Source organism: Pseudomonas sp. NPDC079367 (assembly GCF_044542195.1).
Lineage (GTDB): Bacteria > Pseudomonadota > Gammaproteobacteria > Pseudomonadales > Pseudomonadaceae > Aquipseudomonas.
The window spans coordinates 83,008-97,177 of sequence record NZ_JBITTW010000019.1 but is presented as its reverse complement, the minus strand read 5'-3'; the positions used below and the strand labels follow the sequence as shown (position 1 = coordinate 97,177).

6 protein-coding genes are annotated in these 14,170 nt (G+C 60.7%); 5 read left to right on the top strand and 1 reads right to left on the bottom strand.

What is annotated here, in order from left to right; genetic code table 11:
• The 5 genes from fis to ACIGDJ_RS16565 form a co-directional block, all read left to right on the top strand.
• The coding region (gene fis, locus ACIGDJ_RS16585) for a DNA-binding transcriptional regulator Fis (RefSeq protein WP_397504574.1) at nucleotides 1–222 on the top strand (222 nt) is incomplete at its 5' end.
• Nucleotides 223–305: 83 nt separating this feature from the next.
• Nucleotides 306–1,913, top strand: coding sequence for a bifunctional phosphoribosylaminoimidazolecarboxamide formyltransferase/IMP cyclohydrolase (gene purH, locus ACIGDJ_RS16580; protein ID WP_397479206.1), 1,608 nt, complete (start codon nucleotides 306–308; stop codon nucleotides 1,911–1,913).
• A gap of 172 nt (nucleotides 1,914–2,085) precedes the next feature.
• Nucleotides 2,086–3,381: a phosphoribosylamine--glycine ligase gene (gene purD / locus ACIGDJ_RS16575; RefSeq protein WP_101158321.1), complete on the top strand. Its 1,296-nt coding sequence runs from the start codon at nucleotides 2,086–2,088 to the stop codon at nucleotides 3,379–3,381.
• A 97-nt stretch (nucleotides 3,382–3,478) separates the two neighbouring features.
• On the top strand, nucleotides 3,479–6,256 hold the full coding sequence (locus ACIGDJ_RS16570; RefSeq protein WP_397479207.1) for a response regulator: 2,778 nt from the start codon (nucleotides 3,479–3,481) through the stop codon (nucleotides 6,254–6,256).
• Between the two features lie 62 nt (nucleotides 6,257–6,318).
• Nucleotides 6,319–6,915: a MarC family protein gene (locus ACIGDJ_RS16565; RefSeq protein WP_101158325.1), complete on the top strand. Its 597-nt coding sequence runs from the start codon at nucleotides 6,319–6,321 to the stop codon at nucleotides 6,913–6,915.
• 81 nt (nucleotides 6,916–6,996) lie between these two features.
• Here ACIGDJ_RS16565 and ACIGDJ_RS16560 read toward each other — a convergent pair whose 3' ends face one another.
• On the bottom strand, nucleotides 6,997–14,148 hold the full coding sequence (locus ACIGDJ_RS16560) for a TcdA/TcdB pore-forming domain-containing protein (RefSeq protein ID WP_397479208.1): 7,152 nt from the start codon (nucleotides 14,146–14,148) through the stop codon (nucleotides 6,997–6,999).
• Nucleotides 14,149–14,170 lie beyond the last annotated feature (22 nt).

The following is a 14,170-nucleotide window of genomic DNA, read 5'->3' as shown; positions in this document are numbered from 1 at the left end:
ACCCTACGCGGGAGTCTCGAGAAGGCGCTGCACAATTACTTCGCCCACCTTGAGCGCGCGACCGGCACCGATGTGAACAACCTGGTGCTGACCGAAGTCGAGGCGCCCCTGCTCGAAAGCGTGATGAATTACGTCAAGGGCAACCAGACCAAGGCCAGTGAGCTGCTGGGACTGAACCGCGGCACGCTGCGCAAGAAACTCAAGCAGTACGATCTGCTGTAAGCATTCAATCAATCCAGAAAGGCGCCCGCGTAAAAAACGGTCGCCTTTTTTGCTGACTTCCTTTGCTTTTGATGGAAATTGAGATGACCGACCAGACTACCCGCCTGCCGATCCGCCGCGCCTTGATCAGCGTTTCCGACAAGACCGGGATCCTCGAATTCGCCAAAGAGCTTGAAGCTCTGGGCGTCGAGATCCTCTCCACCGGCGGAACGTTCAAGCTGCTGCGTGACAACGGCGTTGCCGCAGTGGAAGTCGCGGATTACACCGGTTTCGCCGAGATGATGGACGGTCGGGTAAAAACCCTGCACCCGAAAATCCACGGTGGCATCCTCGGTCGTCGCGGTATCGACGACGCGATCATGAACGAGCACGGCATCAAGCCGATCGATCTGGTGGCAGTCAACCTCTACCCGTTCGAAGCGACCATCAACAAGCCAGGCTGCGACCTGCCGACCGCTATCGAGAACATCGACATCGGTGGGCCGACCATGGTCCGTTCGGCAGCGAAAAACCATAAAGACGTAGCGATCGTGGTAAATGCCAGCGATTACGCCAACGTCCTGGAAAACCTCAAGGCCGGCGGCCTGACCTACGCTCAGCGTTTTGACCTGATGCTCAAAGCCTTCGAACACACCGCGGCCTACGACGGCATGATCGCCAACTACATGGGCACCGTTAACCAGGCCGCTGAGACCCTCTCGACTTCCGGCCGCAGCGAATTCCCGCGCACCTTCAACAGCCAGTTCATCAAGGCCCAGGAAATGCGCTACGGCGAGAACCCGCACCAGAGCGCGGCTTTTTACATTGAAGCCAAGCCTGCCGAAGTCGGCATCGCCACCGCGACCCAGCTGCAAGGCAAAGAACTGTCGTACAACAACGTTGCCGACACCGATGCTGCGCTGGAATGCGTGAAAAGCTTCGTCAAGCCAGCCTGTGTGATCGTCAAGCATGCCAACCCGTGCGGCGTCGCCGTCAGCCCGGACGCTGAAGGCGGTATCCGTCAGGCCTACGAACTGGCCTACGCCACCGACACTGAATCGGCGTTCGGCGGCATCATTGCCTTCAACCGCGAGCTGGATGCCGAGACCGCCAAGGCGATCGTCGAGCGTCAGTTCGTTGAAGTGATCATCGCCCCATCGGTCAGCGAAGAAGCCCGCGCCATCGTCGCGGCCAAAGCCAACGTACGCCTGCTGGCCTGCGGCGAGTGGTCGGCTGACCGCGCTGCTGCCTGGGATTACAAGCGCGTGAACGGCGGTTTGCTGGTGCAGAGCCGCGATATCGGCATGATCAGCGCCGATGACCTGAAGGTGGTGACCAAACGCGCACCGACCGAACAGGAAATCCACGACCTGATCTTCGCCTGGAAAGTCGCCAAATACGTCAAATCCAACGCCATCGTCTACGCCAAGAACCGTCAGACCATCGGTGTCGGCGCCGGCCAGATGAGCCGCGTCAACTCGGCACGCATCGCCGCGATCAAGGCTGAGCACGCGGGCTTGCAGGTGGCCGGTTCGGTCATGGCCTCCGATGCATTCTTCCCGTTCCGCGACGGCCTGGACAATGCGGCCAAGGTTGGCATCACTGCGGTGATCCAGCCGGGCGGTTCGATGCGTGATGCTGAAGTGATTGCTGCTGCCGATGAGGCCGGTATCGCGATGGTGTTCACAGGAATGCGCCACTTCCGTCACTGATCCCGCGCCCCCGGATGCAGGCTCTGTGTAGGAGCTGACGAGTGAAACGAGGCTGCGATCTTTTGATCTTGTGTTTAAAAGGCAAGATCAAAAGATCGCAGCCTTCGGCAGCTCCTACAGGGTCCGAGCACAGAGGTTTGTTAGCGTCCCACAGAATTTTGAGGTTTTTGAAATGAATGTTTTGATCATTGGCAGCGGTGGCCGTGAACACGCCCTGGCCTGGAAAGTGGCTCAGGATCCGCGTGTGCAGAAGGTTTTCGTCGCACCGGGCAACGCTGGCACCGCCATTGAAGCCAAGTGCGAGAACGTCGCCATCGACGTACTGGCCCTTGAGCAACTGGCCGACTTCGCCGAGAAAAACGTTTCCCTGACCATCGTCGGCCCGGAAGTGCCACTGGTTGCGGGCGTGGTCGATCTGTTCCGGGCCCGTGGCCTGGACTGCTTCGGCCCGACCGCCGGTGCTGCGCAGCTCGAAGGCTCAAAAGCGTTCACCAAGGATTTCCTCGCCCGCCACAAGATTCCGACCGCCGACTACCAGAACTTCACCGAGATCGAGCCGGCTCTGGCTTATCTGCGTGAAAAAGGCGCGCCGATCGTGATCAAGGCCGATGGCCTGGCTGCCGGTAAAGGTGTGATCGTCGCCATGACCCTGGCCGAAGCCGAAGACGCCGTGCGCGACATGCTCGCCGGCAATTCGTTTGGCGACGCCGGTTCGCGCGTGGTTATCGAGGAATTCCTCGATGGTGAAGAAGCTTCGTTCATCGTCATGGTCGACGGCAAGAACGTCCTGCCGATGGCCACCAGCCAGGACCACAAACGCGTCGGCGACGGCGACAGCGGCCCGAACACCGGCGGCATGGGGGCTTACTCTCCTGCCCCGGTGGTCACCGCCGACGTGCACCAGCGCGTGATGGATCAGGTGATCTGGCCGACCGTGCGTGGCATGGCCGATGAAGGCAACGTCTACACCGGGTTCCTCTATGCCGGTCTGATGATCGACAAGGCCGGTAACCCGAAGGTCATCGAGTTCAACTGCCGCTTCGGCGACCCGGAAACCCAACCGGTGATGCTGCGTCTGCAATCGAGCCTGGTGTTGCTGGTCGAAGCCGCACTGGCGCAAGCGCTGGACAAGGTTGAAGCGCAGTGGGACTCGCGTCCGAGCGTTGGCATCGTTCTGGCCGCTGGCGGCTACCCGGGCGACTACGCTAAAGGCGCAGCGATCAATGGCCTGGACGCAGCAGCAGGTCTGGAAGGCAAAGTCTTCCACGCCGGCACCGCATTGAAGGACGGTCAGGTGGTCACTGCCGGTGGTCGCGTGCTTTGCGCCACAGCCATGGGCGCCACCGTCGGTGAAGCCCAGCAGCAAGCCTACAAACTTGCCGCTGCCATCGACTGGGATGGCTGCTTCTACCGCAAGGACATTGGCTACCGCGCCATTGCCCGTGAGCGCGGCGAAACCCAGGAATAAGCGATCCATCAAGCCCGGCGCGGATGCCATCCTCGCCGGGCTGTTCGGTCGCCGCGCATCGTTATATTCTGGCATCAACCTACGAAGGGATTTCGCCGTGCGCTGGCTCAGGATTGCCATAAGCTTCACCGTCACGCTGATGACCTTGCTCTGCATGCTCCCGGCCCAGGCCGCGCAAGGCAGTGGCTGGTCGGTATTGCTTGACGATCAGGGCATCCTGCAACTGAGCGACATCCGCTCCCCTCGCTACACCAATCAATTCAGCCCCACCGAGCTTGACCGCCTGACGGCAGCCGAACCCGAGGGTGCCCTGTGGCTGCGCTTCAAACTGGCGCCGGGCAAGCACGAACAAGTGCTGCGCATCTTTGCCCCCGATCTGTCACAGCTCAATCTTTACGTGCTCGACGGCGACCGGCTGATCGAGCAACGCAACACCGGCAACGACCGGCCCCAGGCAGAACATCCCTTGCCGAGCAGCGATTTCATGCTGCCCCTGCCCCAGGCCGACAAGCCGCTGGACATCTACGTGCGCATGGTCTCCGACCATCAGCTGCGCCCGCACATCACCCTGCAAGCAGCCGTGGAAGGCGCAGCCGATCAGAAGCAGACGCTGATCTTCGGCCTGCTGTTCGGCTGTCTCGCCATGCTCCTGCTGCACAATCTGGTGCGCTACGCCTACTCGCGCTCGCGCAGCAGCCTTTGGCTGGCGATCTGTGAGGGCCTGCTCGGGCTGAGCCTGTTCCTGTTGCTCAACCTCGCCGGTCCCTGGCTGCCGAACTGGCATGCGGTGCAGACGCCGGGCGCCTATCTGGCGTTGCTGATGACCGCCCCCGCCGGACTGATGTACGCCCTGCGCTTTTTCGCGCCACTCGGCCAGCACCCACTGAACAAACTGCTGTGGGGCGACATCATATTGATCGTCACGTGCAGCCTCCTGCTGCTGTTCGTCAACACTTTGCCGCTGAACATCATCACTTATGCACTGGTGGCGCTGGCCGGCCTGAGCATGTTGCTGGTGGGCTTCTATCACTGGCAGAAGGGCTATCGCCCGGCGCGGCTGTTCGTCGCCGCCATGGTGATATTCAACATCGGCACGCTGGTCATCCTGCCGGCGCTGCTGGGTCTTACACTGGTCACACCGCAAGGCCTGATCATCACACTGATGGTCTTCATCTGCATCAGCGGCCTGCTGATGAGCATCGCCCTGGGCGAGCGACAGCGAAGCATCACCGAAAGCCGCTTCAGCATCAGCCGCGACCTGGCGGCAAGCAATGCCGAGATCAACGCCAAAGCCGAATTCCTCGCCAAGATCAGCCACGAAATCCGCACCCCCATGAACGGCGTACTGGGCATGACCGAGCTGCTGCTGGGCACGCCGCTGTCGGTCAAGCAGCGTGATTACGTGCAGACCATCCACAGCGCCGGCAACGAACTGCTGACGCTGATCAACGAGATCCTCGATATCTCCAAGCTCGAATCCGGGCAGATCGAACTCGATGACGTGCAGTTCGACCTCAACGCGCTGATCGACGATTGCCTGAGCATCTACCGGGCCAAGGCCGAGCAACAGAACGTCGAGCTGATCAGTTTCATCCAGCCACAAGTGCCACGGGTGATCAGCGGCGATCCGACGCGCCTGCGCCAGACCTTGCTGAGTCTGTTGGAAAACGCCCTGAAGAAAACCGAGGAAGGCGAAGTGTTGATTGTCGTCGCCCTCGACGAGCGCAGCAGCAAACCGCGCCTGCGCATCGCCGTGCAGGACAGCGGCGTGCCGATGGAGGCGGAAGAACGCGAGGCGCTGATGCACGCGGAATTGCACAGCAAGCACTTCCTCTCGGCCAATCGCCTCGGCGGTAATCTCGGTCTGGTGATTGCGCGGCAACTGATCCGTCTGATGCAGGGCGAATTCGGCATCAAGAGCGGCGCCACTCAGGGCAGCACCTTGTGGCTGACCCTGCCGCTGGACCCGGACCGCCTCGAGCATCCGACGTCCGACCTCGACAGCCCGCTGCAAGGCGCGCGGGTGCTGGTGGTCGATGACAATGACACGTGTCGCAAAGTGCTGGTGCAGCAGTGCAGCGCCTGGGGCCTGAATGTCAGCGCCGTGCCGTCGGGCAAGGAAGCGCTGGCGCTGCTGCGCACCAAGGCGCACCTGCGCGATTACTTCGACGTGGTGCTGCTCGACCAGAACATGCCCGGCATGACCGGCATGCAACTGGCAGCCAAGATCAAGGAAGACCCGAGCCTCAATCACGACATTCTGCTGATCATGCTCACCGGCATCAGCAACGCGCCAAGCAAGATCATTGCGCGTAACTCGGGGATCAAACGGATCCTGGCCAAACCCGTTGCCGGTTATACGCTCAAGACTACCCTCGCCGACGAACTCAATCAGCGCAACAAGGGCCAGGTGGTGTACCAGCCGCAAGTGCTCACGGCGGCTACGGCAGCCAAAGTGCCGAGCGACTTCCGCATCCTCGTCGCCGAAGACAACACAATCTCGACCAAAGTCATCCGCGGCATGCTCGGCAAGCTCAACTTGCAGCCGGACACCGCGAGCAACGGCGAAGAAGCGCTGCAAGCGATGAAAGCCCAGCGTTACGACCTGGTGCTGATGGACTGCGAAATGCCGATCCTCGATGGCTTCTCCGCGACGCAACAACTACGCGCCTGGGAAGTCAGCAACCAGCGCATCCGTACGCCGATCGTGGCGCTCACCGCCCACATCCTTACCGAACACAAGGAACGCGCCCGCCAGGCGGGGATGGATGGGCACATGTCCAAACCGGTCGAGCTGTCGCAGTTGCGCGAGTTGATCGAGCACTGGGTCGCGCAGCGCGATCAGCAGAACCGGGCGACGACCCAGCCGTCGTAAACCGACAGAGGCGGCAGTGCCTGATAGACTCCCCCCGACTCCATCGCCAGTGAGCTTGCATCATGCTCCATGTGTTATTCAGCGTTTACCTGAAGATGCTGGTGCTCTACAGCCCGTTCTTCGTGTTGTCCTGCTTTATCAGCCTGACCCGTGGCTATTCGCGCAAGGAGCGGCAACGCCTGGCGTGGAAGGTCGCTCTCGCGACGCTGATTTCCAGCGTTTTGCTCTATTTGTTCGGGCGGGTGATTTTCGATGTGTTCGGCATCACCGTGGACGCGTTCCGCATCGGCGCCGGCAGTGTGCTGTTCATCTCGGCGCTGGGCATGGCCCAGGGTAAACCGGCAGTGCAGGCCGACAATGTGCAGCAGGACGTGACCATCGTCCCGCTGACCATCCCGCTGACAGTCGGCCCCGGCACCATCGGTGCCTTGCTGGTCATGGGCGTCAGCCAACCGCACTGGGACGACAAGCTCACCGCGATCATGAGTATCGCACTGGCCAGTTTCACCGTCGGCGTGGTGCTTTATCTATCGAACCGCATCGAGCGGATTCTCGGCGATCAGGGCTTGCAGATCGTCAGCCGCTTGATGGGGCTGTTTGTTTGCGCGCTGGCGGCGCAGATCATCTTTACCGGCGTGAAAGGTTATCTGGTGTCTTGAGCGCTTGCAGCCGTCCGCACAAGACTCAATAAAACGCCGCGAACGGCAACGTTCGCGGCGTTTTCGTGCAGGCTCAACCCGTCAAGGCAATTGTTCAGCCACGGCCGCCAGCGTGGCGATGGCGTCGCTGTCCTGTGCAACATCAAACCCCAGCAACCATTGCTCCAGCGCCAACACATACTGGCGACCCGACACGCTGATCGCCAGCTCGCAGGCGCTCTGCTCCCGGACGTTGCGCACGATCAGACTGCGACCGCTGTCCGGATCGGCGAGCACCAGCTCGTCATCGACCCGCGACATCAACCAATGCCCACACTCCCCCACATCGAGCACGAGCAAGCCTGGCTCCGCGGTTTCGCTGACTGTCGGACGCCGCACATCGACGACAATGCAATCCAGACGCTGCCAGCTAGCGGCCGAAATCCGATAGCCCTCCGTGTGCGAACCAAAGCTGAGGATCAACGTGTCCACGCCGTCGACTATCAACGGCAGGATCTCGGTGAGGTCATCGCTCACCTGCAGCGTCATGACCTGCGCATCGCGCTGGGCATGGCTGCCCGGCAACCAGACGCCATCAGTCGTTCCGGCACTGAAGAGCAATACGTCAATGGGGTCGAGCAGTAGCGGATTGTCTGCGTCACGCGTTCCGAGGAACGTCGCCCACCGGCCATCGTCCCGCGCAGACACATCGAACAGCCGATTCAGCGCCGGCACGTAATATTGGTAACGCTTGCCGGTATTTTCGACGGGCAGGAAGGCAGCATGGGCTTGTCCGTCCAGCAGTTGCTTCAAACGCTCGCACAATTGTGCGGGCGTTTCGCCGAGGCGCCAGGACCAGCGATTTTCCGTGCCGACGATCCGCGCCGGCTGTTGATCCTGCAGTAGCAGCGTCACGCCTTCGCGGGTGCGCCCGAGCAGGCCGTCGCCCTGCGGCAGAACTTCGCCGAATGTCCACGATGACCAGACCGGCTCGGCCTGTGGCAAAGCCTGGCGATGCTGTACGACGTCGCTGTTGCCGAACGCTGCGCGAACCTCGTCGAAGGGCACCAGCGCTTGCCGCCAGATTGTTCCGACGTCGGTATTCAGCAGCCAGACGGCTTGCCGGTCCGGCGTCAGGCCCAGGAATGCCAGCTCGCGGTTGCCAGGCGTTTGCGCCAGTACCAGCTTTTCGTCCACGCACCACGCGGCCAGAAAGGGCTGGCCTGCCTGGGCGCGCAAGCCGATGATCGCAAACGCTGCGCTGTTATATTGCCTGGCCAGCGCAGGCAGTGCGGCCAGCCAGTCGGGGTGGTGTTGCAGCCAGCGCTGGCTGAGCCCGACGAACTGCAGCACCTCTCTGTCTAACTCCGACAACCCGTTATCCTCACGGACACCCAAGTCGATCTCGAACAGTCGACCATCGCTCAACGTGGCGAGATAGCTGTCACCGATGCGTCTGACGTCAACCACATCGCGCGCCAGCGCTTGCTGCATGAAAACATTGTCACGCAGTTCGATGCCATGGCTGAGCATCTGGCTTTGCTTGCTGTAGAACAACAGCGCTATGGCCGGATCAGCGGATCGTGGCATGAGCAACACTCGGTCCACGTCACTGTGCGGGTCGGCGCGCAAATAGCGGCCGTTTTCCGTCCCTATCCAGGCTCGCTCGAGCAGTTGATCGAAAGAGTAAGCCTGGGCATGAATATACGGTGCGTAGCGCCAGGTGCTGATGGTCGGGGTCATGCCGGGGGTTTCGTCGGCATAGGCGCGAAGCGGTTTCTGGCGATGACGGAAAAACGCGATCCGGCTGCCCTCTTCAGGCTTGAGGGGCGAATTTTCCAACCCGCGCGACCTTAGCGTGATGTCGGTCAGTGTCACGTCCTTGTCAGCCAGATGAAATTCCAGCGTGGTTTGCACGTTGAGGTTTTTTCGCTCAACCAACTGCTGCCAGACGCGCAGAGTGCCGTCTGCGAGTTGCGCAAAAGCGCTGATTTTCGTGCCGGGTTCCAGGCTCAGCAAACGATAGCGCTGCACGACCAGCCCGCTGAGCACATTGACGCGCCAGACAGTGGCGTGATCGGGATGATAAAACCACGCTTCATCTGCAGTGGCGGCGCCCAGCAGCAAGCCGTCGTTGACCTCGCCCGGCAGGTTGCGCGCGTATAACAGGCGTCTGCGCGGGCCATCATAAAAAGCCGTGGTCCTCAGCGGGCGGCTGGCCGGACTGAACGGCACGTTGAATCGCTCAAGCCTCAGATAGCCGACGGCGAGACGCTGCTCCTCACCGAGTTTGCGCAGTCGCGCAAGAACATCGCGCGAATGGTGGGTATCGCCAAGCGTGACGGATACCAGACGCAATGCGTTGTGCTGCCAGTCCAGCTCGTACAGTTCACCTCCGGCCAGTTCGATCAGCCCCTCGAAAGCCGACAGCACGATGCCGTCAATCGTCAATTGGCGCCCCGCCAGATGTATCCGTGGGCCGTCGTCATCCGCAATCACTGCATCAGCAAAGCTGACCTGCTCGAGATTGACCCAGGGCGCATGCACCAGCCATTTGCCAAAGCCGTTGAATGTCACCTCGCGCAAACCGGGTGTCAGGCGCAACTGACAGTGTCCGGGGGTGGCGGTGATTTCATAGGACAGTTTTTGCTGCCATTCCACCGGTAACCTCGGCACCGCCAGCTGACGAACCTGCTCATTGAGTTGTACGCGGATCGTGGTCGGTTTATAGACCGGGTGCAGCTTGTAGAGAATATGTTTGAGCGACGGCGTGCTGTGCAGATAAAAACGCCGGTTGCCTTGCTCGTCATATTCGAGCTTGTCCGCCAGGCTGTTGCGCAATTGCGGATAACGGGTATGGATGCGCTTATCCAGTTGCGTCGCCAGCGTATCGCCCAGGGCGGTGAAGGGATGAAACGCTGCGTACCAGTGCGGGTCGGCATGTTCACTGGAACTACGCGGTTCAACCCGCTCGCCCGCCAACGGCTCATAGACATAGCCGGCGCCCCCCAGTTGATATTCGTAACCGTAATAGCAAAGCGGTGTGCAGGGCAGCACCACGGTATGCAGCGCAGCATTGTCGCGGATATCCAGCGTTGCGCTCTCGCCCAGACCGAAGGCCTGGCGAATGTTCAGCGAGCGCTGAATCTGCTTCGGGTCATCGTTGTACTGCGGCAGCTCCAGCGGGCCGCCGCCCCACGGGTAAAACCGCTGGCTGTCGAAAATAACCTGCCGGTCTTGCAGATCAAGCTGTGTAATGACGGCTTCGGGTGGAAACTGCAGCGTCCCGTCGGCAAAGGTAAAAGCGCCTGGACGGTAAGCGTTGTGAATGGCCCGCAAATGATTGCCGACCGCCGTAGCCTTGTCGGCGATCTGCCCCAGATTACTGGCAATGGCGGTGGCACCGATGCCGATACCGAGCAACGGCACGGACAGAATGGCCGCCGCCGCGCCGACCGTTCCACCGACGGCCAGCGCGGCGATGTCCAGCCCCAACGCCGCCACATTGAACGCCAGCGATGTGGAAAAACGTGAGCGCTGCTCGTGGTTCTGCGCCAGTGAAAGGTTATAGATGTCGAAGCCGATGTTGACCAGCGAGAACGCAAAGCCGACACCGACGGCTGCCGGCCCGAGCGCGCGACCAGCCAGCGACGGCTGACGCAACAGCAACGCTTGCTCACTGGCGGCCACCTGCCGCACCAGGTTGATCACCTGAGCGGTATCGCTGACCACGCCGAAACCCAGTTGGGCATAACTGACGTCGACCTGCACTTGCAGAGCGATCGACAGAGCCGGCAACTGATCCCCCGCCTGGTAATCGCGCTGACGCATCTCAGTGACCAGAGTCTGGATCGCAAAAGCAAAACTCAAGCGACTGCCGCCGTCAGACTCGGCCGAGACTGCGGGTTTTGCCGCTTTGACCAACTGCTGCACATGCTCTTTGAGCTTGTTGAATCGCGGGTCGATTGTGCTGACCGTTCGCGCCTCACGCGGGTTTTGCGCATCGACCAGAGTCAGCGAAAAAGCGCCGTCCGCCTGCGGCTTGAGGGTGTCGAGCAACGGCAGATATTCGCGCCCGAGCGAGTGTTCACTGCGCAATTGCTGCGTGGCCTCGCCAAATGCCTGCGCCCAGTACCGAGCATCCACTTGCGCCAGGCTTGTGCCCATGCGCGCGTTTTCGCTGAGCGAGCGCTGGCGCGCCAGCGCTTGTCTGGCCCAGACCGAGGCACGGCGCGAATCGCTCGAAGGCGAGTGTAAAAAGCTGTCCACGCGCAACCCCGCCGACAGTTTGCGCGCGGCGATCACATCAGTGTTCAGTTCGATGACGTTAAATTGCGCACCCGCCATATCGCCCAGACCGTAAAGCCTGGCCAGTGCGCTATCGCCTGCGCTTAGATAACGCTCTACGCCGAGCTTGACCAGGGCGGCTTCGGCGAACCCATAGATGGCAAAGTTCGGATCGTAGAAACGGTAGACGAACCGGCCGTCCACCTGCACCTTGGCCATCAGCAACGCGTGATCGCCGGTGTCGAGCAACAGGACGGTAGAGGCCGTTTTCATCTCCAGCGTCTGCATCAGCGTGTCCAGACTCTGCAAACCCAGAGGCTTGCCGATGGAGCTGGTCGGCACAGCCCGCAATTCGTCCAGCGCACTGAGCAACGCCCGTGAGCTGGTGTGTTCAGGATTGATGTTGGCCGTAGCGACATGCCCGACCAGCGTGCGCTCGGCCGACTCGCCGGCGACCACCGCAGCGCCCATCAACAGCGCCAGCGGATAGCACCGTCGCCCTGGGTCGCTGTTCGTCTGCATCAGCAAATCCTGCGAGAGCTGCCGGGCCGACGTCGCGCCCGCGCTGATGAACATCTCCCGCACCTGCGCACTGCGCTGAATGATCCGGGTGCGGTATTCGCGCTGCGCGGTGCGCTTGATCAGCCCGATGCGTTCCCTCCACTGTCGCACCGTCAGCGCTTCGAAGAGCGCCTGGACCTTGAGTTCACGCGCCGTCAGCACAGGATGCGCCTCACCCCGCGCCAGCGCCGTCTCGGATTCGGGGCGCTGGTGAATGGCTTTTTCGACAGCGTCAAACCGCGCGAAAGTGCCGTCGCCATCGGTTGCCACGGCAAGCTCAAGTACGCTTTGCCAGGCACCCGCAAAGCCCACATCGTCGAGACTGCCTGCACCGAAAATCCCACCGAGCATGACCCGCTGCAGCGGACTGAGTTGCTGCAACGGCAGCGCGTCATGAGCAATACGAGTGAACAGTTCGTTGAGGTTGTCGGACGTCTCGGCGCCATGGGAAACGGGCAGGTCGCTCAGCGGTTGCGCAGCAATCAACTGCCGCGTGTCGAAGCCGATGGCAACAGCATCGGTGAAGGTGATTTCACCGCTGAGTTTTTCGCGCATGGCCCGGACAAAGGGCTCGCCCAGGTCATCTATCCATCGCTGCAGGACCGAAGTCAGTAAAACCGGTTTACCGCCCAACACCGGCCAGCCCTGCTTGAATGTCAGCGTCTGTTGCGGTTTGAGCAGATCCGCCAGCTGACCGGTATAACGCGACTTGAGTTTGCCGCTGCGCCATTTTTCCTGCTCATTGGCCAGCCACTGCGCCTCATCGTCATTGACGGTCCAGCCGGAAATCATTTCCTCCTCAGTCTGGACGTTATAACCCTCGGCCAGTTTCAAGTGTTGCTGAACCTTGAACACGTCCTGCGCGAACAGGTGTGTCTCGACGTAATTTCTCACTCCGGTCACCGCCGCGCCGGGTCCGGTCAGCGCAATGGTGCCGCGCGCTCCGACGCGAATGCCATCACGGTAATAATTCAAAATGGCCTCGCTCAAACTGCCAATAAAATCCTGCTGTGTTCGCGTCAGTTGCCCCCCTTCGATTTTCTCGTTCATCACGTTTTCGATGACATCGAGTAATCGCTCGGTCTGTGACCAATCCACCGACGAGGCCATTACTGAGTGTTCAATGGCTTGAAGGCAGTCGTAGTTGAACCGGATCAACTGCATGACCGCGAGCGTCATTTCACTGTGAGGCTGGGCCAGCATGTAAGCGTTCATTTCCCGGTCCAGTTGCGTACCCATGCGCAGACCATGGGCCGGGCTGCGGTCTTCACGCGGTGCGACGAATATCTGCTTCACTCCGGGCTTGCTGCGGGCAAACGCAAGCAGCGCATCCAGATCGGCAGCGGGCAGGGTATCGGTGCGATCGGCGTAGCGCAGGCGATCGCGACCTGGCAGCAATGTTTCATCATGATTAAGCAAGAGTTGCAACAGGCCCAAGCGTTGCGCGTCATCAAAATTGCTTATATCGACGCCACCGGGTTTTTCGGCCAACGGTGGCAAGTAATCCATGTCGCTGTAACGCCCGCCCTCCAAGTATTGCGCCTGCAAGCGCACAACATCACTGGCGGCGGCGAAGTTGCCACGCATCGCCACTTCCCGCTGATAGACATCGGCCAGAAAATGCCCGTGAAACTCTCGGCGAACATCGCGCAACTGCAAGTCGCTGCCAGCCATTTGTCGATGGGTCTGCAAACAATGCTGTCGAAAGTTTTCCAGTGTCGCCCGGTCTTTACCGTAAGCGCGCACCATCAATTCAATCCGGGCCTGATCGGCCTTGCCTTGCCATTGTGGTTGCTGCAGAAATTCGAACATCTCGCGCTTGAAGACTCGCGCACGATCTTCGATCATCTTTGCCAGCGCACCGGGACTGCTAATGGAGTCGCCGCCAGCCTCCATCGCATCCACTCGCGCGCTGTCAGTGATGACCCGATTCATTTCGAAAGCCAGCAAGGCATCGCTGTCATACCAGAGATTGAACTGGTAGCCCTCGGCGGCCAGGACCTGGCGCCAGACATTCATGTAATCACGCTGGATAGCGCCGACCTGGCTGCCGCCCACCCAGACAAAGTGCATTATTGCTGGCACTGGCGCAGTTACGTCACTGAACATGCTCACCGTTGCCGCCAGGCGTGCCGCGTAATCGCGCAGCCTGGTTTCGATTCGATCGATAGCTGCCGGCATGGGTGCAGTCTTGCGATTGGCCAAGCGCTCGAAGTTGTCCAGGAAAAGCGTTACGACTCGCAGCTTTTCAGTCAAGTTCGATGCCGTGCCTGCACTCTCGTAAAGCGCGATCAACTCGGAATATTCGCCGGTCGTGGAAAACTCTTTCAAGGCGCGTTTCAGCGCTGAATAATCCTGCTCAGAAATAAAACCTGATTCGCCGACATACTGCTCCATGACACCCATAAAAACTTCATCCCTGATTCAT